A 23,233-nucleotide genomic window follows, 5' to 3' on the forward strand; every position below is an offset into this window, starting at 1 on the left:
AGCTGGTGTTCTAGCGGCCGTAGAACATCACAAACAGTGCCATGCCACCACCAATGACGAACATGAGCATGGCAATAATTGCAGCAAACTTATTGAGAATTGAAAAGAGTTTATCCATGGCGGTTGTCTTTCTCTTGGGTTAGCGTTGGCAGAAAGATGCCACAGTTAGCAACAAAATGCGATAGTACATTTGGTGTGGACATGTTTGATTACAATAACGGTGATAAAACATGCCCCACCTTCTACGGTGGGGCATTGCGTTAGATAGAAATTATTGCAGTATGTTGAAACTACTTAGTTGGCATTGGCAGAATTTCAAACATCCCGTCGAACTCATCCAGTGTGCCAGCGAGTTGCTGAAGCAGCTCTGCGTTACCCTCTACCTTTGCATCGCCTGATTTGATCAAAGCTTCCAGCGTGGTGTTGCCCAATACAATCTGAGTGAGGTCCGCTTTGGTAATGCTCAGCGTGACATCCGTTGTTGGGAGCTCTGTTACTTCAATATTGGCCAAGTTCGAATTAGATACTTCACCATAATATTTTTCATCCAAGTCAGGGTGTACTACACCAAAGTTAAAGTTTAAGCCGGCTTGTTCGGCTTTTTCTGCATTGAGTTTGACCGCCACAAAGTCTAGGAACATGCCCGTTGGGGTATTGGCGATTACATCCGGCGAGGCGAGTTTGATCGACGGTTGAATTTCACCGGTACGTAACTCGACGGCACCTTGCAGATAGGAGTTACGCCATGCCATTGTTTCAGACTGGTAGCCTTGCTGTTCGAAGCTATCTGCGAGGGCAAAGCGGTACTCGATGTTGTTTGGATCGCACTGTACTAGGTCGTTGAACAGCTGTGATGCATGCTGATACTCACCCTTTTCGAAGTGTGTCATTCCCGCTTTATAAAGCGTATCTGCACCTGCCGCTTCAACATACACACATGATTTGTCTTTAGTTTGTAAAGGGTTAGTATTGACTGGATTTAAGTCGTGATAACCCAAGTACAAGTTCACTACCGCACGCGCATTGTGGCTATAAGAGCCGTGGTAACCATTGGTGTGCCAGGTATCAAGCTGTGATTGCGGAACAATTTTCTCTATTTCTCGGCCAACGTCATTGATTGACACCCCGTGGTTAGCCAGGCGCATAGACTGATTGTGAATAAAGCCGTAGTTGTCCCTTTGTAGAGTCATATATTCAGCAATCTCGTTGGCATCCGTGGTTGGGTCGTTCCACACGGGGGCAGAGTGAGCCGCGTGAATATTGTCTACTAGGCCACTGTCGACAAAACGCAGCTTGAGCTCGGTCAGGTACTTGGTCCAGATCAGCGAATCTCGTACTTTTGCTCCGCGGAAAGTATAGATGTTATGCATACCATCGTAGGTTAGCTCGGCGGTATTCAAAGAGCGATATTCCGGCACGTATAGAACAATTTCTGCTGGTGCTTCGGCACCCGGCATATTAATCGCCAGGAACTCCAAGCCATCGATAGTAATGAGTTTTTCCCGCTCCTGAATCTCATGGGTTGGAGCAACCAAGGTTACTTGGCCGCGGGAGGTACCCAGTCCTAGCGCATTATCAACAATGCCTTTGGTGTTGTTGTCTAGCGTCGTGCCATATTGGTAGTTGGCACGGCGGCTCATGGCTGTGCCTGCAATCACGTTCTCGTCAGCCAGTTCTTTGATAAAGTCCTTCGGGGCGTAAATTGGGGCTCCTGTAGCAAAATCATCCGACTCAATAATGGCTCGGGAACCACCGAAGTGGTCGGCATGCATATGCGAGTAAATCATGCCTGTGATTTGGTGTCCGCCGTTAATGGCGGGCAGGTGCATTTTTGCGAACTCCCAAGATGCTTCTGCCGCTTCTTTAGATAAAAGAGGGTCATGAATGACGTAGCCGTTATCGGTGCGGTAGATGGTCATATTGGAAAGATCAGCACCGCGGATCTGGTAGACACCATCAGTGACTTTATACAATCCCCCCGCCGCGTAATTTAGCATTCCCTGTCGCCACAAAGAGGGGTTTACTGAAGATGGCAATTCATCCTGGCTCATGCCGGACATATATTGGAATCGGTTTTTTAGTTCGCCTGCTTCATGGGAACCAAACTCAGCGATCAGCCCTCTCTGGGTACGCTCGAAGGCCGTGGTATCTTGCCATGGCAGTTGTTTGGCAAGTTCGGCATTGGCATTAAGGGTATGTGAGGTTGCTGGCTTTCCTTGATAGCTGTCTAGATTTGCGTAGTCAGCGCTCGCGCTGAAAGATACTAAAATGGCTAGCGAAAGAATCGAAGGTGAAAAACGGGTGTTCATAGGGAGCCTCGTTGTAGTCAGCATTGGGTATAGCGCTACTATATTCGGTTGACATATAACAAAAAACATACGAAGTTGTATATCAAACATCACGATTTGTTATGTGTTGAGGTGGTTCGTGGTAAGCAATATGGATTTGAACCTGCTTAAGGTATTCGTCGCCGTGTATCGTCACCGTTCGATTACATTGGCCGCAGAAGAAATTGGAATGACGCAACCCGGCGTTAGCGGGCTTCTCAAGCGCTTGCATCATCAACTAGGAGTACAATTGTTTGTCCGTTCTGGCCGTGGTATCGCGCCTACGCACCAGGCACAAGAGTTAATGAGGCAGATTGAACCGGCTCTTACTCAAATTCACAATGCGCTTGAGGGAATGGAATCGTTTTCGACACAACATGATCGTCGCTTTGTGATTTATGCATCAGAGCCTGTTATGTTGATGCTGTTGCCAAAAATAGAGGCGGATGAATCACTGGGTAAGGTAAAGATTGAGCTGCACCCGACACTGTTGAGTGAAGAAAAACTGATCCATAGCCTTAATCAGCAACAAGCGGATTTGGCTATCGATTTTGCCAATTTCTCTGCTCCATCATTTTTATTTGAGGATTTATTTGCAGATGATCTGTGCATTATTGTTCGCAAGGAACACCCAAGAATTGCCAGTTCAATTTCATTAGAGCAATATTACCAAGAGAAACATATCACTTTGAAACTACGCCGGGAGAATGCTTACCTCGCGGATTATTTCACCGTAGAAAGTCTGAATGAGCGCGATATTGCTGCGGAATGCGATTCACTGCTTTCGCAAATGTCTCTGGTTTCAAGCTGCGATTGTGTCGCCGTCGTGAGCAGGAACATGGCGAAAATGTTTGCTGAGAAGTTGAATATTAAGATCCTCGAGGCTCCTTTTACCAACATTCCAATCCGCTATCGTCTAATGACTCACAACCGAATGAAGCAAAGTCCTGCCAATCGATGGTTGCGAGAAAAGCTCAAGTCGTACTTCACGGTAACGGTGTAAATTGCGGGGATGTATTGTGCCGGCCTATTTAGAGTAATAGGTGGATAAATTCGGCAGTTTCAGCCTCAGACTGCAACTGCCAGGTTTCATCATAAATGTTCTCACTGAGCTTTGGGCTGAGGCTAATTTGGCACTAATAGGCCCTTGGCATGGAGTTTTAGAAATGCCGCGAGTGTTTTGGCATCTTTTATTTCATTTTGTGCCACTTTGGCGAGGAATTCTGTTGGTGACACTTTCATAACTTCAATGACTTCATCCTCATCGCACTGGGCTTGGCAAGGTTTCAACTGGGTTGCTAAGAACAGATATTGTACCTCGTCACAAAACCCTGGTACGGGATAAAGCTCCCCCAAGTTATGCCAATGCCTTGCTTCCAACTGGCATTCCTCTGCTAATTCACGCTGCGCACAGCCTAAGATATCCTCGTTGGTTTCCAGTGTGCCTGCCGGAAATTCCAAGATCCATTTTTTTATTGCTGGGCGATATTGGTTGATCATTACCAGATCACCGCCTTCATCAATTGGAACGATGATGACTGCTCCAGGGTGCTTGACAGTGGTAAAGTTAATCTCCCTGCCGTCAGGAAGGGTATGCTGTGATTGTTCAACAGAGAAGCACTTCCATTGGCAAAGGGTTTTCGTTGTCATCATTCTATTATCCGTAATGTATGTCTTGACAGCGTATGGAATTTATCAGCCGATGGCAATTTGATCTTTCCCCCAGTTTTTTGCTCGTAGCAAAGCGCTGTCAGCTTTGATGTAATCAAGGCTGAAGTTTTGGTATTCAACTAAAGTGAGGCCGATACTAAGCGTCACCGAAATTTTCTGTGCATCGTCCAGTTCAAGTTGCCATTTTTTGATTTCTTGTAATAGTTGCAAGGCTATGGTTTCAGCATCCATTTGGGATGTATCAGGCAGTAGTAGACAAAACTCCCCATTTCCCATTCGAGCAAGACTGTCTGTTCCTCGGAGGTGATGGTTGAGACATTGGGACACCATGATTAGAATTTGATCGCCAACTTCCAGCCCGTATCTATCGTTGAGGTCCTTTAGCCCATCAATGTCAATTAGCAGCAAGGAAATGTCTTTCAAGTAGCGATTAGAGCGGTAGGCTTGATGCAAGTATTGCTCTTCAATACCTTTGCGATTGAGAAGACCGGTGAGAAAGTCTTTCTTGGCAGTATCCTTTACCCGCTTGATGGCTTCGTTACGATGCTGAGCCAGTAAGTAGGCCATAACCAGGACCATGGCATAGGCACTGATGTTTTGTAATGCTTCGTTAATTTGCAGGTGCTTCTGAATATATTCATCAGCACTCATGGCCATGTAGTACAAACCAAAGAGCAAACTGTACCAAGAAGCAAGTTGATGTCTGAGGGTAAAGAAACATAATAATGGAATGGTAAGTGCAATGGTGTTGTTCAGTAAATTTGACCCATCGGTATAAAACCCGTAAATGCAATTGGCTGTGGTATAGAGAATAAAAAGCCAAATGAGCAGATGGGGACTTTCCCAGCGTTTGTTCACCAACGTCAGGCATTGACAGAGCAGGGCACCTACCAGAGCTTGGCTTGTTAACCACAAAGAGTTTGTCGAGACAAAATACGAGAAGGCAATAATAAGAAAAATAATGCCGGCAACAGGGAATAAGATAGACAACTGTCTTTTTAGCGTTTCTTTGCTGAGTTCGATATAGGCGTGATTATCAGATTGCAGCTGGTGGCTCTTAAAAACCATACTCATGGTAGAAGGTTATCCTTAGGTAAAACAATACTCCAGCCAATACGCAACTATGCGCAATGGCCGGATAAGCTTAATCTAAGGTGCGAGTCTTGTCTAATTTTTTGACGAAAAAAATGTAATTGATTGTTCTGTAATAATTCCTTGTTGAAATGCTAACTTAAGAATAATTTCAATAGTTTGGTGACGATTTTTGGCTGTTCGTTGGTAACTCCGTGCGCGGTTTCAGGCAACACGACGATTGCTGAGTTCAGGTGTTGGCTGAGTGCGATGCCATTTTTGAGGGGGAAAATTTGATCGCTGTCACCCCAAATTAACATTGAAGGTGGAAAGGTTGCGGTATCAGCAAGTGAGATTCGGTGTCTGTCTTCTACAAGTGATTGTATTAAAACCTCCTTTTCTTTTTTGTACGGAGAGAAATAACTACTGTATATTTGTTCTGCGACAAAATCTGGCATCTTTTTCGGCTCGTAGAATACATTATCGAACAGGCGTCTGACTTCATCGCGGTTGGTTGGTACAAAGAGCTGCTCAGGCTTTTCCACTCCGGCTCGACGACATAGCCCCTCGAGATCTTCATCACTAAAGAGTGGCCCTGGGCTGGCAATGATCACCCCTTTTTCAACTCTATCGGGTTGCATCATCATGTTGTAGGCGATGAAGCCGCCATAAGAAATACCAGCAACATGTATTTTATCGATTCCAAGTGCATCGAGCAGTTGCCAAATGGTTGCGGTTTGGGTGGTGAGATTTGGTGGCCCCATGCTGTAAGAGTCGCCAAACCAAGCCAGGTCCGGGGCAATCACTTGATAATGCTTGCTTAGCTCAAGCATTTCTTCTTTCCAGGTAGAAATCGCGTTACCGCCAAAGCCGTGGATGAGCAATAAGGGTTTACCTGTTCCGCCAATCCAATACTTTAACTGGCCGCCTTCTTCAAGGTTGAGAAGGTGCTCTTGGTAGCCTTGGGCATAAAGCTGGTGATGATCGTGTTGTTCTTTCCATTGCACCAACTCACAACCACCTAAGATAATCAGGGTGTTGAATATGGCAATGAATCTAGTGAGTTGGCGGTTAATAAGAAAGCGCATGAAAAAATCTCCCTTCCCGGAAACAGAACGGCGTTATTATACGCTGTTTTATTTATGTTTGAACTGAACGAATTATTGCTTGCAAATTGCACAGGTAATGTGATCGTTACTTTATTTTCCATATGGTTATGATACTTTATGCCCAGTTTAACTAATATTGTTTGAGTAATTCCTCATTCACAGGGAGAAAAGCATGCGAGTTCTCGTCACCGGCGGTATGGGCTACATTGGCAGCCATACGTGTGTTCAGATGATTGAAGCGGGTATGACGCCGATTATTGTTGATAACCTTTACAACAGCAAAAAATCAGTGTTGGCTAGAATTGAAAAGCTGACTGGTGTAACACCTGCATTTTATCAAGGCGATATCCGTGATCGTGCTTTCCTTGACAAGGTATTGGCTGATAATGAAGTGGAATCGGTGATTCACTTCGCGGGCCTCAAAGCCGTGGGTGAGTCAGTTGAAAAGCCACTGGAATACTATGATAACAATGTTCACGGCACTTTGGTTCTCGTGGAAGCGATGCGAGCAGCTGGTGTAAATAGCTTGATTTTCAGCTCCTCTGCGACTGTTTATGGCGATCCGGCAAGTGTGCCAATTACAGAAGACTTTCCGACCAGTGCGACCAACCCATACGGTCGCAGTAAATTGATGGTGGAAGAGTGCCTGACTGATATTCAGAAAGCGTATCCTGAAATGAGCATTACGCTGCTACGTTATTTCAACCCAGTTGGCTCACACCAAAGTGGTGAAATGGGTGAAGATCCACAGGGTATTCCAAACAACCTGATGCCGTTTATTTCTCAGGTTGCTGTTGGTCGTCGTGATTTCTTGTCCGTTTTCGGGGATGACTACCCGACAGTAGATGGAACGGGTGTGCGTGATTACATCCATGTGCTTGATCTTGCTGATGGCCATTTGGCGGCGCTTAATCACAAGGGCAAGGAAGCAGGCCTGCATACCTACAACCTTGGTACGGGCAATGGTTTCAGCGTATTGCAAATGGTCAAAGCATTTTCTGCAGCTGCGGGCGTTGAGGTTGCATACCAAATTGCACCTCGTCGTCCCGGCGATATTGCCGAATGCTGGGCTGATCCGGCTAAAGCTAAAGCCGAGTTGCACTGGGAAGCTACGCGTACTATCGAAGACATGACTGCAGATACTTGGCGTTGGCAGTCTGCAAACCCGAGTGGTTACCCTGATTTGTAAAACATCATAGTTGTAGATAATACGCATAAAGCCCGCTATAGAGCGGGCTTTGTTTTAGTTTATTCATAGCACATGTTAATTGACGTTGTTTTCAAGCTGGTAAGGTTTGATGATATGGAAAATAACCAAACTGGTGATTGCACCTAATGTATCGGCAAGCATATCTTTTTGCGCATCCCAGATATCTCCTTGGCTTCCAAGAAACTCAACCCCGGCATTCCCTCCAGCTAGTACGGCATACCACCATTCAATAATTTCATAACTCGCGGCAATAGCCATGATTGCGGCCAAGGCAAAAACAGACGCCCAAATAGGTTTGCAAACACCTTTGCGAACCAGAAACTCGGCGATAGGGAAAGCATAAAGGCCGATAGAAAAGTGTGCGACCCGGTCAAAATTGTTACGTTGAGAACCGATAAAATCGTTAAACCAGTCAAATGGCACATTAGCAAAAGTATAATGGGCACCGATGGTGTGAAGTGACATCCAAATCGCGATCAGGATATAGGCCGTGTTAGAAAACTGGAAAAAACGGTAGGTGATCAGTAAAGGCGCTAAAATGAGCACAACCGGGATAATTTCCGCTAGCCATACATCAGGAAAGGCAGGGTCTAAACCGGACCAAATAATGATGTGAGTGACAATCAGAAAAGCAATAAACGGTACGGAATGGTTGCGAATTTGTGTCATTAATTCAATGTCCTACATACATCCATGTGGTGCGTGAAGATTAGCATATTGAAGGTAACTTTAACTGAATATCTCTATAGGTTTTGCTACCAGCGCGTTATCTGCATGATAAGGCAATAAATCTGTACCAATTAGATGCCTGCAAATGGAAATGTGGTATAATGCTCAGCTGACCAAATTTAGAGCTGTGTGATTACAGTCACACAGCTTGTACTGTATTATTCTTGCTCATAGTTGGGCAATTACCGGAGCATCATTTTGCAATTTAACGATCTTGGATTAGACCAGCGCCTAATTAAAAAACTCAATCACTTGGCGTTCGATAAACCAACTGAAATTCAAAAAGCAGCAATACCTGTTGGCATTCTAGGCAAGGATGTCTTGGCCTCGTCCAAAACAGGTTCTGGTAAGACACTGGCCTTCTTGTTACCAGCTATGCAGCGTATGTATCGAAGCAAGCCTTTTACTCGCCGTGACCCACGTGTTGTCGTCTTGACACCAACCCGTGAGTTGGCAAAACAGGTTTTTGCGCAACTACGCACTCTGAATGCGGGTACGCCGTATGATGGCGCTCTGATCGTTGGTGGCGAAAATTTCAACGATCAGGTTAAAGAGCTACGTAAGGACCCAATGTTTGTGATTGCGACGCCAGGCCGCCTGGCGGACCACCTAGAGCACCGCAGTACTTACCTGGATGGCTTGGAAATGCTCATTCTTGATGAAGCCGACCGTATGCTTGACCTGGGGTTTGAGGCTCAGTTGCGCCGTATTCATGAAGCGGCAAATCACCGTCGTCGACAAACCATGATGTTCTCAGCAACGCTAGACCATACCGATGTAGTCAGTATTGCCAGCGATATGCTCAATGCGCCAAAACGTATTTCAATTGGTCATTCGGCAGAAGAGCATACCGATATCACTCAGCGCTTCTTACTTTGTGATCACCTCGATCATAAGCAAGCGCTGCTTGATAAGATTCTGGAAACAGAAAACTATAATCAGGTGATTATCTTTACGGCTACCCGCGCTGATACCGATCGCCTGACCAAAGAGTTGAATGAGCGTAAATTGAAAGCCGTAGCGTTGAGTGGTGATATGAACCAGACCCAACGTAACGCAATCATGAGCCAGTTTGAGCGCGACTGCCACAAAATTCTGGTGACAACAGACGTGGCTTCTCGTGGTTTGGACATTGAAAAAGTGTCGCATGTAATTAACTTCGATATGCCTAAGCATGCTGAAGAGTATGTGCACCGGATCGGGCGTACCGGCCGTGCTGGTAACAAAGGGGATGCCATTTCCCTTGTGGGCCCTAAAGACTGGAAGAGCTTCAAGAATGTGGAAGCCTTCTTGCAGCAATCTATCAGCTTCACCACGATTGAAGGTTTGGAAGGTAAGTTCAAAGGCCTGAAACCTGCGCCGAAGAAAAAGTTTGCCAAGAAGAAGCCAACGGCGGCTAAGCAGCAGGACAAGAAGACCCAGGCTAAACCACAGGCCAAGAAGAAGATGGACAAACGCTTCTACGATAACATGGCTGTCGGTGATAATGTCTTTATCCCGAAAAAGAAAAAGCCTGTAAGCCCTTCTTCTGAAGACTGATCCCGGTTTTAGCGATATCAAAGAGAATGCCAGTCAAATGACTGGCATTTTTTATGGCTATAGCTTTGAACTATGGGCTGTAGATTTATGCTGATGGCTGCTGCAGGTGATCCACAAGGGCTTTCATGAACCTTGCTGCCTCGCCGCCGGTACATGCGCGATGGTCAAATGTCATCGAGAGGGGGAGGGCTTTGACGGCTTTTACTTCTCCTTGCTCGAGTACCAGTTTTTCAATGACCCGGCCGGCCCCAATAATCGCAACTTGTGGCGGGGTCACCACTGGCGTGGCGAAGATGCCCGCGATGGCACCGAAATTGGACAGCGTGATGGTTGCATGCTGCAGTTGCTCCCGGCCTATTTTCCGTTCACGTATGCCAGCCACCGTTTTGTCGACCCACAGCCTGATCCCATTGCTATTGTATTCATCGGCATTGCGAAGCACGGGGACATAAAGGCCGTGTTTGCTATCGACGGCAATACCAATATTGACTGTGTGGTGCAGACAGCGGGTCATGGTTTCCGCATCGAACCAAGCATTGAGAGCCGGCTCTTTTTTGCAGGCGTTGACGATGGCTTGTACTAGGCGGCAGGTGATGTCTTGCTGTGGCTGCCATGCCGCGAGGCTGGCCTCTTCTGTTATGGTTACTGCGGCAATATTATGGTGGGACTCCGCCATGGCACCGACCATGCTCCGGCGAGCTCCTTTTAGCACTTCTGTTCCGGGTAACTGCTTGTCACAGGCGTTGTAGACATCTTTGTCGAGAATGACGCCATCAGGACCACTACCAGTTATGGTACTTAAATCAACGCCCAATTTTTGGGCTAAAAGGCGTGCAGATGGCATTGCGCTTAGGGGATGTTCGGATTTTTCCAGTTGCGAGCTTCCAACCCAGAACTCATCGACATTAATATCATGGCTGTCTTGGGCAACGGTACCGACAACGGTGGCTGCATCGTTTTTCTGCGGGCTAGTCTGTGGTCTTGAGGGGACGGATGCGGCAGATTCTTCAATTTCCAGCAATAAGCTTCCTATACCGATAACATCACCGGCTTCGCCATGGCGGCTAATGATTTTTCCGCTGCATGGGGCAGGGACCTCAACGGTTGCCTTAGCTGTTTCTACCGTCAATACAATTTGGTCTACTTCTACGTAATCACCGATATTGACATGCCACTGAACGATTTCAGATTCAGCCAGCCCTTCACCTAAATCAGGCAAGTTAAATGCTTTCATTTCCACCCCTCCACCAGCAATTTTGCCGCATCAACAATGTCATCTTCCTGAATCATGAAATAATCTTCATTTTTGTAATATGGCATGATGGTGTCTGTACCCGTTACCCGTCTCGGAGGGGCCTTCAGTAGGCACATGGCTTGCTCTGAGATGCGAGCAATAATTTCTGCACCGACACCGCATGTTTTGCAGGCTTCGTGAACAACGAGCAGCCGGCCGGTTTTTTCGAGTGACTTAATGATAGATGCCATGTCGATTGGTTTGATGGTGGCCAAGTCAATGACCTCGGCTTCAATACCTAGCTCAGACAATGCCTGGGCAGCCTGCAGGGATTCAACAACGCATGCCCCCCAAGTGACCAATGTAAGATCGCGGCCCTTTCTGAGTGTGAAGCAAGTATTTAGAGGCAATGCTTCACCGTTGTCGATAACTGTCGACTTTACCGTACGGTAGATCCGCTTCGGCTCAAAGAACATAATGGGATCGTTGCTTCTAATCGCTGCCAGTAGTAAGCCGTAGGCACGCTGAGGTGATGACGGGATCACGACACTGATTCCAGGGATGTGAGCAAAGAGTGCTTCGACACTTTCTGAATGGTGTTCCGGGGCATGGATCCCACCACCAAAGGGAGCCCGGAAGACGGCAGGGCAGGTCAAACGTCCTCGTGTGCGGTTACGCATTCTTGCTGCGTGGCATACCAAGTGTTCTATCGCTGGAAACACAAACCCTTGAAATTGAAACTCCGCGACAGGCCTTAAACCTTGAGTCGCCATACCGACGGTGACCCCGCCGATTAAGGCTTCAGCTAATGGAGAGTCGATAACCCGCTTGCAGCCATATTTTTCTTTCAGTCCAACTGTTGCGCGGAAAACACCACCGTTATCACCGACGTCTTCACCTAGCACAATAACACTTTGGTCATGGGCCATCTCGTAATGCAAGGCCATGTTGATAGCGTCTAGGAGGGTTACTTCAGCCATGATCACCTCCTTGCATGCGCATTGCTTTATTGATTATGAGATCTCTTTGATTAAGCAGATCCTCGCTCAGTTGTTCATAGAGAAAGTCAAAGGCAGATTCTGGTGCCTGCGGTGTAATGCCGAGATAATTATCAACGACTTTTTCTATCACCTCTTTGCAGTGAACTTGCCAATTAATGTCATCTTGTTCAGACCAAGCTCCCTGTTCAATCAGGAAGGATTTGAGGCGTTTGATAGGTTCAAACTCCCAGGCTTGTTGAAGTTCATCTTCGCTGCGGTATCGAGACGCATCATCCGCCGTAGTGTGATCACTAAGGCGATAACTAACCGCTTCAATGAGAGTGGCCCCTTTGCCTTTTCGGGCATGTTCCAGTGACTTTGCGATAACATCAAACATGGCGACCACATCATTGCCGTCCACGGTTATTCCTTCAATACCGGCTCCTTTGGCTTTGTCTGAAAGCAGCTCAGCCCCACACTGAATTGATCTAGGAACTGAAATTGCCCACTGATTGTTGTTGATGACGAATACCAGCGGGATGTTCCACGCTCCGGCGCAATTTAACGATTCAAGGAAGTCGCCTTTAGAGGTAGCACCATCACCACAGGTAACTAGTGCAACATGGTGATTGCCTTGAATTTTAAGAGCGGCGGCAACACCGACGGCATGAGTGCATTGAGTTGCTATAGGTACGCAAAAAGGGAGGTCTCGGCAATGTTCCCCATCGGGTGAAAAGTCACTGCCACGTTCGTCACCCCCCCAGTATTGGAGGTTTTTTTCCATTCCGATACCGCGTGCCCACATGGCCGGCAGGTCACGATAGTAGGGGATAAATACATCAGTTTTTTTCAAGGCCCGTCCAATGGCAATACCTATTGCCTCAGACCCTAGGTGAGATGGGTAAGTTCCCAGTTTACCCGTGCGTTGAAGCGCGACTGCTTTGTTGTCGTAGCTGCGGGTTAATACCATGTCACAATAGAAACCTTTCAGGGTCATTAAATCAGCCCATTCAGGGAGCGGATTAACCAACTTACCATGGTGATCGATGAATCGATGCATCGGCATAGCCAGAACATTCATCTTTAGCTCCTTCTGGTGCTGCCTCAAAAGAGGCGGACAGCAAATTGGAGAACGTGCCATTGAGAGAATGAAGAAAAGTATCGTTAACGGGTGAGGCGACGTTCAATAGTACTAAGTGTAATCAAAATGTTAACATTCGCAGGTGGTCAGATTGTTTGGAAGAGTAAACTTATCGGTACACTTGAGTACATTGTCAATAAAGGAGAGTTTGTGACCGTGTTTTAGTGTTAAGACTTGTACGCAGAAAATTCCAGAGTACCGATGCGATCGCACATACTTACCCAATGGCATGCACGCTGTGTGTTCAATGCATTCATGGCGAATTGATCTGATAAGCGCTTATTACAGGGGCGATTTATGAAATGGTATACTAGCCTGGCCGCGATGATAGTAATGTCTGCCTGCTCGTCACAGGCAAATGTAAGTGAAATTGCCCAGCAGAAGACCCAGTTTATCAAAGATGAATGCTATCGAAATGATGCTGGCTCGCTGAATGATGCCTTTCAAGTGTTCATGTCTGACAGGCAAGAGGAGTTGGGCGGTTTACGTTCAACCCTAAGCAACGATAATTATGAGCAACTGGATTACGCATTGAAGCACTTTGTCACTTACTGGGAGCAACTTCAGACCGAAAGAAACTTGGCCTGCGAACAACATGCGACTTGTGAGTTCATTAAGTTTAAAACACCTGAGTTGCAGAGTAATCGTGACTTTTGTGATGGAACTGATTTTGAGTATAGTGTCAGCAGGGCTAAAATAATCAATTTTTTCAGTGATATAGAAAGATTAGAGCTACAAAAATCCCCCTAGTTCCTGCTCTCTATCAATGACTACCAGTATTACCTGCATTGCAGGTAATACCATGTCGTATTATGACTAAATCCACTATCAATTTGATTACAAATGCGTAACTGTGCTAAAGGTATAGATGTAAACACGTGAACTGACGTATCATATTTAGCACCTTGCGGACTCAATAATATATAAGGAGGAAATTATGGCTATTAGCCGTAAAATTAGTAAAGAGCGTTTAGCACTGAAGTTATCCCTAGCCGGTACCGTTGTACTGTCCTCGCTAGGTATAGGCTACGGACTCTATGTCGGATCCAATGCCATTCTTCTAGACGGTATGTTCTCTTTACTTAGTATGGGAATGACAGGGCTGAGCCTTTATACCGCATATCTCGTTACTAAACCCGATGATAAGTACTTCCAATTCGGATATGCCCATATTGAACCGTTAATCAACGTCGTCAATGGCTTGCTCATCTTACTCACATGTATTTTTGCCTTTTTTAGTGGTGTGCAAACCATTGTCAATGGCGGCCAAGAGATAGTGCTCGAGCATGCAATCTTTTATGCGGTGCTATCGACAATCTGCTGTTTTGCGATCTTTTTCACCGAGACCTATATCGCTAAGGCAGAGCAATCTGAACTGGTGCGAGTCGATTCACAGGAGTGGCTGATTGATGGGATATTAAGCGCGTCAATTTTGGTGGGCTTTATTTTTGTAATGATTTTGGATCACTATGGTTATTCACAGTGGAACCGCTATGTCGACCCTATTTTGGTCTCGGCGTTATCACTGGCGGCGGTAGTTTTGCCAATCAAAGTGTTACGTCGTAACCTCAAGGAGGTCTTGCTGGTCGCGCCACAGGATGATGTGCAAGAAAATGTTGACCGGGTGATAGAGAAGCTGTCGAAACAATACCACTTTGATGCGTACACTCATCACTTTGCCAAGACAGGCCGTCAGTATGATCTCGAAGTCAATATCCTGGTAAAGGACGACACATATTGGACCACTAAACGACAAGATCAGATCCGGCTTATTCTTTGGGAAGCCTTATCTGATGAACTGGGCGATACCTGGCTTTCTGTCAGCTTTACGGGGCAGGCTAGATGGCTATGATTACAATCTGATGGAATATAAAGAGGGCAGGAATTGCCCTTTTTTTATATTTGTTGTTTCTATATTCATAGAAATATGTTTGCATTTCCAACGGGTTACTCGATTGAATCATCCATAACTATATCTAATCTGAAATGGAAATAAATCTAGTCAAAAATGACCTAGTTATTTTTTCCTTTTACCCGCAAAATATTCATTAATTCATCAAATAATCAATGAACGACTGCTAGAGTAACTGCGGTTCTATAGCAAATAGGTTTAAACCTATGTATTTTAGATAAATATGTAGTTTTAAATAGATAAAAAAGTATAGGTTTCGATGCATTTGGATCGAATATTATGCAACTTTTTAGTGCATTTTTTGCTCTGTTGGGGTATCTTGTCCCCAGTCTAAAAATTACTTCTACTGTTAGTGGTAATCTTTAGATTTACAGCTAGCATTCTGATGCGAAATTATTTCACACTTTTCGATAAATCATAGGTTTATGTGATTATGGAAACATTACTGGTAATTGCCTTCATCATTGGTGGTTTCTACATTATTTGCAAAGAAAAGAAGAAATGTGACAAGTACGTCGATCACTCTCGTGACTCTTTTTGATTGATACCTTTTAGCGTGATCGGCAGTATTTACGGATTAGCACTGCTTAATAATTCTTCTTATTGACGCTAATAAATCAAATCGCCCGTATATTATTCTGCTAAATGCTGCAGGATGAATAGTACGGGCGATATTTTAAATGTAATGGTCTGTTAAACTTGTTTTTCTAACCATTCTTCTCGAAGACGTGTGATACGTTTGTGTGTTTCCTGCCATTTTGAGGTCTTGACCAAGTCTCGGTATTCGCCAGTTGGTTTTTTTAACAAAGATTCCAAAGAGGGAACTTGCGTCTGCGGTAACCCATCTAACGCTTCAATGGCTCCAGTACGGTTATTGCAAAGCATAACCATATCACATCCGGCCTGCTGGGCAGCTATGGCTCGTTCACTATAGCTACCAAGAACATCAGCACCTTTCATATTTAGGTCATCAGAGAAAACCACGCCTTTGAATCCCATCTCTTCGCGCAGGACTTGCTTCAACCAGTAGCTGGAGCCACTGGCTGGTGATGAGTCATAATGGTCGAACACGACATGAGCCGGCATCATTGCATCAAGCAGATTTGCATCGAGCAAAGATTGAAAAACCGTCATGTCATGACGTTTGATGGTATCGCGTGAGTCAACAGGAGTCTCCAAATGCGAATCGGCAATAACACCGCCGTGGCCAGGAAAGTGCTTACCGGTCGCCGCCATTCCCGCCAGTTTCATACCTTTAATAAACTCTGATGCATATTGAATCACTTTTTGTGGGTCATCCGAAAAAGCTCTATCGCCAATGGCTTTGCAATCAAAGCCGAGATCCAGCACCGGAGCAAGGCTAAGATCGATATCCATAGCCAGTAGTTCAGCTGCCATGAGCCATCCGCCGTCATAAGCTAAAGACTGACCGTTATTGCTTTGAGCAAATGCCTTTGCCGGTGGAAGTAAGGTGAATTCTTCACGAAAACGTTGTACCCGGCCTCCTTCTTGATCAACAGCAATAAGGAGAGGGCGCTTGGCGGTATTGCGGATATCTTTGGTAAGTGCGCGTAGTTGTTCACGATCATGATAGTTGCGGGCGAAAAAAATAATACCGCCTACAGTAGGGTGTTGGATGATCTCGCGATCTTCTGCATCTAGCTCATAGCCAGCTACATCAAGCATCAGAGGGCCCATGAATTCTCCTTACGGATATTTATCTAATAATAACAACCAGATAATTATCCCATATAATCTGGTAATACCATAATGAACACGCTTAATTATAGGGAAAATTGACCGAGTTTTAGCAAAGCCAACACATCAGCTAGGAGCGTTTAATAAGAGCGAATTGCGACATTGCTAGACAATAACACGCGGTTTTTTGTTTCCAGTGGGAAACACTTAGTTTTGTAATGGTTTTCATCACTGAATATAATATTTGATAACATAAGATAAATCATTGATTATTAATTGGGTAGTGTGATATTCATCAATCTTTGCAATGTAATGCTGGTGGCTTGCAGTGAAATTGTGATCTTGCGCGTTTTAATGCTTTCTTTTGTCCCTTAAACTGTTTCCTTGATTGTCCAATTAGGGAAGTAAAACATGTCAACTTTGGTCGCAATTGCAATTACAACTGGAATCCTATCTGGAATATGGGGATGGGTAGCGGTATCTCTCGGTTTGTTGAGCTGGGCCGGTTTCCTTGGTTGTACCGCATATTTTGCTTCCCCTAAAGATGGCCTTAAGGGCTTATTGCTTAGCTTGGCGACGACGCTGAGTGGCGTGTTCTGGGCAATGGTTATTATCTATCTTTCCACTGAGGTAGGGATTGAGATCATCGGATATGTTATTACTGCGGTGGTCGCTTTCTTGATGTGTGTTCAAGCTAAGCAAGCATGGCTTAGCTTTATTCCAGGTACCTTTATCGGCTCATGTGCAACATTTGCCGCAGGCGGCGATTGGCAGTTAGTCGTACCTTCGTTGGTATTGGGTATTTTGTTTGGTTATTCAATGAAAGCTTCTGGTTTGTGGCTACAGCAGAAGTTGGCCAAGCCAGAGGGAAACCTAGTCACTGCCGAGTAGACATGAATGAATTGAAAAAATGCCGCAGTCGCGGCATTTTTTGTATCTGATTCAGGCTAAAGGCAAGGAACATAAATGCCATTGAATTCTTTCTGGAGCGGCTTTAGGAGGTTTGCTGCTTGTGCCTTTGGTGCAAGTACACAAACTCTCAACCCACTGTTAAGGAGCTGCTGTACTTGGGCCTTTAATGTTCCCTCGCTAAATGGCTCACGGTCAGCATCTCGTCGACACAAATCTACAAACGCATCATCAGCGCCCTCAATGCTATCCACGTTGCCAGGGTAGAGTACAAACTCTGCTTGTTGCATTAACCGCAAGGCTTTTAAGGTCAGCATTTCTGTTTCGGTACCGGTTTCTAGCAAATACAATGCAGCCTGTGATTTAGGATTGTGCTCGAGCAGCTCCATAAAAACATGTTCAAGTTCTTCTTTAGTTTTGGCTTGTTCTACGCCTGAGTGGCGGAAAAATAATTCCCAGAACTTGCGTCTTTCATCGACAGTCACAAAATGCTGTTTTATCCGCTCCCGCTGCTCCCCGGCATAAGAGGCTAACAACGACAAGTTATGTGGTAGCTGGGTTTCCAGTGTCTCCCTCAGGTAACGAACCAGAACCGGTGAGGCACCACCACTGGAAACCGCAACTTGAATAGGGCTTCTATCAATGATGGAAGGCGTGATGAAGTCACAGTACTCTTTATCGTCGACAACATTAATCCAGATACCAAGCTCAGTGGCGTCATGGTGGACTTGGTGGTTCAGGGCCGGATCGTCAGTTGTTGCCCAAACCTGGTAGCTACCTTCAAGATCACTTTTGTCATAAGACTTTCTTTTCCAATCTATATGTCCAGTGTTTGTTAACTGGGTTAAATAGCTGTGCAGCTTGGGCGAAACCACGGTGATGCTTGCCCCTGCTTTTCGTAGTAAGTCCACTTTTCTGCAAGCAACCTCACCACCGCCAATTACTGTAACTTTTCTCTGTTTTACAGAGAGGAAAATCGGGAAATAGTCCATTTTTTATATTCTTTCTGGGTATATGTGCTGTCTGTAAGTCTCTGACTTGTAGTGATATCTTTTTCTGGCTACTATAAAAACACAAAAATTCAAGGTTTGAAATAATTTGAAACACTTGGTTGGTGAAATTGTTTCAATACATATAACTGTTCAGCTTGGATTAAAGGCATAATGCTAGCTTATACAGCATATAAAAAGTGTTAATTATAAAACCCTTTGAACACCTTCAACTCACTCTAATTTAAGTAAAATGATTAGTCATTGAGCAATAATTAGAGTAATTGAATATAACAAATTTCAAGCGTAGTTTTTACATAAATTTAAGATGGTCGGCAATATGAATAAAAAACTTATGATTGCGACACTAATAAGCTCAAGCCTGCTTGTTGGTTGTGGCGATAAGTTGTCAGGTCCAGCGGGGGGAATGGCTCCTCTAGTTGCGGTACAACCTGTGACTGTGATTGATTACCAGCAGGGAAAACAGTTTGTAGGAAGAACTGAAGCAATTGAAGATGTGGCCATCACAGCTCAAGTTTCAGGCTACCTTAAAGCGCGTTCGTTTAATGAAGGCCAAGTGGTAGAAAAAGGGCAGGTGCTATTTGAAATTGAGCCTGCTGCCTATGAAGCGCGGGTTGCAAGTGCAGCTGCGGCAATCGCGCAAGCTGAAGCGACCTTAAAGCGTGCTAATCTGGATTGGCAGCGTGGCCAAAACTTGTTGCCAAAAGGCAGCATCAGCCAATCTGAATTTGATCGCCTGACCGCTGAAAAATTGAGCGCAGAAGCACAGCTCAAAGCGGCGAATGCGCAGTTGAAATCGGCAGAAGTCGATCTATCGTACACTAAAATCACCGCCCCATTTACTGGCCGTATCAGTGATAGCAAGGCCAGTATCGGTGATCTTGTTTCTCCTAGCTCAGGTGTATTGACCACCTTGGTTAGCCTAGACCCGATTCAGGCATCATTTAATGTGAGTGAGCGTGAGCGCTTGAATCTAGGTATCGATAACCTTGATGGTGCAGGCAAAGGACAGGGTGATGTCGAAGTTGTCCTGACCCTGACTAATGGTAAGCAGTACAGTGAACTAGGTAAAGTTGACTTCATCGGCAACCGAATTGATCTCAATACCGGTACCATTGCCATGCGTGCAAGTTTTGCCAACCCAGGGCAGTCATTGCTTCCTGGCCAGCATGTGCAAGTCTTCCTGCGTGAAAAAGAGCCGGTAAAACGTATCGTGATCCCACGTCGTGCTGTTCAAAGTGACTTGGAAGGTGACTTTGTCATGGTACTTGCCGAGGGGAATGTCGCCGAACGTCGCAATGTGGTTCTTGGCCCTCAGACTGAATACGGCATCATTATTGCCGAAGGTATTAACAGCGATGATGTTGTTATGACTAAAGGCCTTCAGCGTGTTCGTAATGGTGTACCAGTACGGCTTGAAGAAACAGGGGCGCAAGAGTAATCATGCTAAGTCGCTTTTTTATCCAGCGCCCTAAGTTCGCGCTGGTCATTTCAATTATTCTGACATTGGCGGGGGCGATTGCTGTCCTCAACCTGCCAGTGGCAGAATATCCCAAAATTAGCCCACCATCTGTCGGTGTAACAGCCTACTACTCCGGTGCAAGTGCCGAAACGGTAGAGGAAGCCATAGCCGATCCGATTGAAGCATCAGTCAACGGCGTTGAAAACATGATTTACATGTCTTCAAAAAGTGCTAACGATGGTTCATATAGCCTCAATGTAACCTTTGACATTGGCACTGATCCCGATATGGCGCAGGTCAATGTTCAGAACCGGGTTTCTCAGATTGAGTCTAAGCTGCCTGCTGAAGTGCGCATGGTAGGGGTGACGGTTAAGAAACGTTCGCCTGATTTGTTGATGGTACTGAACTTCTATTCGCCGGATGGTAAGTATGATGATCAGTTCCTGATCAACTACATCAACCTTAACGTGAAAGATCAGTTGGCGCGTGTTAAAGGTATCAGTGAGGTTAATGTTATCGGTGGTGGCGAATACGCAATGCGTGTTTGGTTGAACCCTGAAAAAATGGCTAACCTGAACCTGACAACTTCCGATGTCAATGCGGCGCTGTCTGAGCAAAACGTACAGGTTGCTGCCGGTCAAGTCGGCGCGGCACCGTACAATAATCCGCAAGAAGTTCAGTTCAACCTGGTAACCAAGGGCCGACTGCAGACTGTTGAAGAGTTCGAGAACGTTGTTCTTCGGGCAAACATTGATGGTTCAATGGTTTACCTGAAAGATGTTGCCCGGGTTGAATTGGGTAAGAAGTTCTACAGTGGTAACGGTATGTTCCGTGGCCAGCCAGCTTCAATCGTGGCCCTCAACCTGCAATCCGATGCCAATGCCCTGGAAAGTGGCAAGGCAGTGATGGATCTGTTGGATCGCATGAGCGCCGACTTCCCAGATGGTATGGAATACGAGACCAGTTACGATACTACCTTGTTCGTCTCTGAGTCCATCAAGGGTGTAGTTGTTACTTTGATCCAGGCAATTTTGCTGGTAATTGCCGTCACATATATGTTCCTGGGCAGCGTTCGTTCGACACTTATCCCTGTTGTTGCGATTCCGGTATCGCTTATTGGTACCTTCGCCATCATGTTGGCAGCAGGCTTTACCATCAATACGGTTACTTTGTTCGGTTTGATTCTGGCGATCGGTATCGTGGTGGATGATGCGATTCTGGTTATCGAGCAGGTCGATACCAACATGAAGCGGGATCCAAGCCTGACGCCGCCAAGAGCGACCTTGATTGCAATGAAGGAAGTAACGGGCCCGATCATCACGTCGACCCTGGTACTTCTTGCGGTATTCGTACCGGTTGCTATGCTGCCGGGTATTACCGGTATCATGTACCGCCAGTTTGCCCTGACTATCTGTATTTCGGTAGTTATCTCGTCAATTAACGCATTGACACTTTCACCGGCATTGTGTTCGCTGGTACTTAAGCAAGGTGGCGGTAACACCGCGCGTTGGTTCGAAATCTTCAACCGAGGTCTTGATAAGGTCACATTGAAGTACGGTTCTATCGCTGGTTTCATGGTTCGTAAAGCGGGCCTGCTGATTACCTTCTTTGTGCTGGCAGTAGGTGCCGTAACATTCCTATCGAAAACCACATCGACCGCTTTTGTACCGACAGAAGATAAGGGGATCTTGCTGGTTAACGTACAGTTACCTGACTCTGCTTCATTGTCACGTACAGAAGAAACGACGGCCAAGCTGCAAGAAATTCTTGCTGATGAGCCGGGTATTGAGGGTATTACCGTTGCAAACGGTTATGCATTCCTTACCGGTGCGGCAGCATCGAACGGTGCATCTCTGTTCATTAAACTGAAAGAGTGGGATGAGCGAAATGCAATGGCAGGTGACCACTCCTCTTTTGCGATTTCGAACCGCGTCAATGGCCGAGCTGCGATGGAGCTGCCAGAAGCCATTGTCTTTGCGATGGGTGCACCAGCAGTGCCGGGTATGGGCGCGGCGGATGGCTTTGAGTTTGTGCTTGAAGATACCTTGGGAAGAAGCCGTACTGATCTCGCCAATGTGATGGGTGAAATGATCCAGGCCGCCAACCAGCAGCCTGAAATCCAGTTTACCTTCAGTACATTCCGCGCCAACGTTCCTCACTACTATATTGATGTTGACCGTGTTAAGGCGAAACAGCTAGGTATTCCACTAACGGAAATCTTCCAGACGCTACAGGGTAACTTGGGTTCAATGTATGTTAACGACTTCACATTGTACGGTAAGAACTTCCGTGTAACTGTGCAGGCGGACAGTGATTACCGTGACGGCCTAGATGCGCTTCAGCGTTTCCATGTGCGTTCATCAAGTGGTCAGATGATCCCGCTAAGCACCATCACATCGGTAGAACAAGTGTTCGAACCCGATGTAGCGTGGCGTTACAATATGTACCGTTCGGCAGTGATCCAGGGTAGTCCGGCACCGGGCTATTCAAGTGGTGATGCGATTGCCGCGATGGAACGAGTTGCAGCTGAAGTTCTTCCTCAAGGCTACCAGTATGAGTGGACCGGTATGGCTTACCAGGAAGTGAAAGCGGGTAACCAGGCTATTTATGCCTTCGCCCTGGCGTTGGTGTTTATCTACCTGTTCATGGTCGCACAGTATGAGAGTTGGAGTATTCCGCTGGCGATTATCCTTGTTGTGCCTGTCGCGACGCTAGGTTCATTCTTGGCGCTAGCAATGACCGGTACTCCGTTGAACTTGTATGCACAGATTGGTTTAGTTCTGCTGATTGCACTGGCGGCTAAAAACGCCATCTTGATTGTAGAATTTGCCAAGATTGAGCGTGAAGAGAAAGAGCTGGATATCGATCAAGCGGCGGTCCGTGGTGGTAAGCTACGTTTCCGTGCGGTAAACATGACGTCTTGGTCGTTTATCTTGGGTATTCTGCCTTTGATCTTTGCAAACGGTGCAGGTCATATCAGCCAGAACTCATTGGGTATTTCATTAACCGGCGGTCTGTTATGTGTGCTGCTGGCAGGTACCTTCCTGATCCCTGGCTTCTTCGCACTGGTTCAGCGTCGTCGTGAGAAATTCCACGGCGGTTCAACCAAGTTGATCCCGCTTGATGATGAGTGATGTATCCATCGTCTGTTAAGTGAAGCCAAATAAAAAGCTCCCGACTGTGGGAGCTTTTTTTATGGTTGCCGTTGCCTCGTGATTTATGGGGCAGTTG

At 46.0% G+C, this 23,233-nt stretch carries 19 protein-coding genes; 8 read left to right on the forward strand and 11 right to left on the reverse strand.

From position 1 onward, the window contains the following. Positions 1 to 10: 10 nt before the first annotated feature. Positions 11 to 118, reverse strand: coding sequence for a hypothetical protein (locus C9J03_RS07470; protein ID WP_044621114.1), 108 nt, complete (start codon positions 116 to 118; stop codon positions 11 to 13). 172 nt (positions 119 to 290) lie between these two features. Further along, complete coding sequence (locus C9J03_RS07475; protein WP_044621113.1) at positions 291 to 2,309, reverse strand: alkyl/aryl-sulfatase; 2,019 nt, start codon at positions 2,307 to 2,309, stop codon at positions 291 to 293. A gap of 130 nt (positions 2,310 to 2,439) precedes the next feature. Here C9J03_RS07475 and C9J03_RS07480 point away from each other — a divergent pair, with 130 nt between their 5' ends. Beyond that, on the forward strand, positions 2,440 to 3,330 hold the full coding sequence (locus C9J03_RS07480) for a LysR family transcriptional regulator (RefSeq protein ID WP_107291682.1): 891 nt from the start codon (positions 2,440 to 2,442) through the stop codon (positions 3,328 to 3,330). A gap of 122 nt (positions 3,331 to 3,452) precedes the next feature. Here the strand turns inward: C9J03_RS07480 and C9J03_RS07485 are convergent, their stop codons facing one another. The 3 genes from C9J03_RS07485 to C9J03_RS07495 all read right to left on the reverse strand — a co-directional run bounded on the left by C9J03_RS07485 (position 3,453) and on the right by C9J03_RS07495 (position 6,157). After that, positions 3,453 to 3,977 (reverse strand): NUDIX hydrolase, encoded by a 525-nt coding sequence (locus C9J03_RS07485; RefSeq protein WP_082060541.1) that lies wholly within the window; start codon positions 3,975 to 3,977, stop codon positions 3,453 to 3,455. A 45-nt stretch (positions 3,978 to 4,022) separates the two neighbouring features. Beyond that, complete coding sequence (locus C9J03_RS07490; protein WP_044621110.1) at positions 4,023 to 5,072, reverse strand: GGDEF domain-containing protein; 1,050 nt, start codon at positions 5,070 to 5,072, stop codon at positions 4,023 to 4,025. A gap of 152 nt (positions 5,073 to 5,224) precedes the next feature. After that, the gene (locus tag C9J03_RS07495) at positions 5,225 to 6,157 is read right to left on the reverse strand and encodes an alpha/beta fold hydrolase (protein ID WP_044621109.1); all 933 of its coding nucleotides are present in this window, start codon (positions 6,155 to 6,157) and stop codon (positions 5,225 to 5,227) included. 193 nt (positions 6,158 to 6,350) lie between these two features. Here C9J03_RS07495 and galE point away from each other — a divergent pair, with 193 nt between their 5' ends. Next, positions 6,351 to 7,367 (forward strand): UDP-glucose 4-epimerase GalE, encoded by a 1,017-nt coding sequence (gene galE, locus C9J03_RS07500; RefSeq protein WP_044621108.1) that lies wholly within the window; start codon positions 6,351 to 6,353, stop codon positions 7,365 to 7,367. A 75-nt stretch (positions 7,368 to 7,442) separates the two neighbouring features. Here galE and C9J03_RS07505 read toward each other — a convergent pair whose 3' ends face one another. Beyond that, positions 7,443 to 8,057, reverse strand: a complete 615-nt coding sequence (locus C9J03_RS07505) for a DUF2238 domain-containing protein (RefSeq protein WP_052829617.1) — start codon at positions 8,055 to 8,057, stop codon at positions 7,443 to 7,445. 258 nt (positions 8,058 to 8,315) lie between these two features. Here C9J03_RS07505 and C9J03_RS07510 point away from each other — a divergent pair, with 258 nt between their 5' ends. After that, positions 8,316 to 9,656 (forward strand): DEAD/DEAH box helicase, encoded by a 1,341-nt coding sequence (locus C9J03_RS07510; RefSeq protein WP_044621107.1) that lies wholly within the window; start codon positions 8,316 to 8,318, stop codon positions 9,654 to 9,656. Positions 9,657 to 9,741: 85 nt separating this feature from the next. Here the strand turns inward: C9J03_RS07510 and C9J03_RS07515 are convergent, their stop codons facing one another. Genes C9J03_RS07515 through pdhA form a run of 3 tightly spaced genes read right to left on the reverse strand, consistent with a single transcriptional unit; the run spans position 9,742 to position 12,951 of the window. Next, entirely contained in the window at positions 9,742 to 10,890 is a 1,149-nt protein-coding gene (locus C9J03_RS07515; RefSeq protein ID WP_044621106.1) for a dihydrolipoamide acetyltransferase family protein, read from the reverse strand. Continuing rightward, on the reverse strand, positions 10,887 to 11,870 hold the full coding sequence (locus C9J03_RS07520; RefSeq protein WP_044621105.1) for an alpha-ketoacid dehydrogenase subunit beta: 984 nt from the start codon (positions 11,868 to 11,870) through the stop codon (positions 10,887 to 10,889). The genes C9J03_RS07515 and C9J03_RS07520 overlap by 4 nt, the downstream gene beginning before the upstream one ends. After that, the gene (gene pdhA, locus C9J03_RS07525; protein WP_044621104.1) at positions 11,863 to 12,951 is read right to left on the reverse strand and encodes a pyruvate dehydrogenase (acetyl-transferring) E1 component subunit alpha; all 1,089 of its coding nucleotides are present in this window, start codon (positions 12,949 to 12,951) and stop codon (positions 11,863 to 11,865) included. Before pdhA ends, C9J03_RS07520 begins: the two co-directional genes overlap by 8 nt. A 357-nt stretch (positions 12,952 to 13,308) precedes the next feature. Here pdhA and C9J03_RS07530 point away from each other — a divergent pair, with 357 nt between their 5' ends. Then, positions 13,309 to 13,761 carry a hypothetical protein gene (locus C9J03_RS07530; RefSeq protein WP_231568985.1) on the forward strand — a complete coding sequence of 151 codons (453 nt, stop codon included), beginning with the start codon at positions 13,309 to 13,311 and terminating at the stop codon, positions 13,759 to 13,761. Between the two features lie 187 nt (positions 13,762 to 13,948). Beyond that, positions 13,949 to 14,863 (forward strand): cation diffusion facilitator family transporter, encoded by a 915-nt coding sequence (locus tag C9J03_RS07535; RefSeq protein ID WP_044621103.1) that lies wholly within the window; start codon positions 13,949 to 13,951, stop codon positions 14,861 to 14,863. A gap of 753 nt (positions 14,864 to 15,616) precedes the next feature. Here C9J03_RS07535 and nagZ read toward each other — a convergent pair. Continuing rightward, the gene (nagZ, locus tag C9J03_RS07540; protein WP_044621102.1) at positions 15,617 to 16,621 is read right to left on the reverse strand and encodes a beta-N-acetylhexosaminidase; all 1,005 of its coding nucleotides are present in this window, start codon (positions 16,619 to 16,621) and stop codon (positions 15,617 to 15,619) included. A 411-nt stretch (positions 16,622 to 17,032) separates the two neighbouring features. Here nagZ and C9J03_RS07545 point away from each other — a divergent pair, with 411 nt between their 5' ends. Further along, a complete protein-coding gene (locus C9J03_RS07545) occupies positions 17,033 to 17,512 on the forward strand; it encodes a DUF1097 domain-containing protein (protein ID WP_044621101.1) in 480 nt (159 codons plus the stop codon). Between the two features lie 56 nt (positions 17,513 to 17,568). On the opposite strand, the gene C9J03_RS07550 is transcribed toward C9J03_RS07545, so the two are convergent. Beyond that, positions 17,569 to 18,522, reverse strand: a complete 954-nt coding sequence (locus C9J03_RS07550; RefSeq protein WP_044621100.1) for a precorrin-2 dehydrogenase/sirohydrochlorin ferrochelatase family protein — start codon at positions 18,520 to 18,522, stop codon at positions 17,569 to 17,571. A 337-nt stretch (positions 18,523 to 18,859) separates the two neighbouring features. On the opposite strand from C9J03_RS07550, the gene C9J03_RS07555 reads away from it, so the two are divergent. Both C9J03_RS07555 and C9J03_RS07560 read left to right on the forward strand, forming a co-directional pair. Next, a complete protein-coding gene (locus C9J03_RS07555; protein ID WP_039460164.1) occupies positions 18,860 to 19,981 on the forward strand; it encodes an efflux RND transporter periplasmic adaptor subunit in 1,122 nt (373 codons plus the stop codon). Between the two features lie 2 nt (positions 19,982 to 19,983). Then, the gene (locus tag C9J03_RS07560) at positions 19,984 to 23,136 is read left to right on the forward strand and encodes an efflux RND transporter permease subunit (protein WP_044621099.1); all 3,153 of its coding nucleotides are present in this window, start codon (positions 19,984 to 19,986) and stop codon (positions 23,134 to 23,136) included. Positions 23,137 to 23,233: the final 97 nt, after the last annotated feature.

The sequence above is a fragment of the Photobacterium gaetbulicola genome (genome assembly GCF_003025515.1).
Classification (GTDB): Bacteria; Pseudomonadota; Gammaproteobacteria; order Enterobacterales; family Vibrionaceae; genus Photobacterium; species Photobacterium gaetbulicola.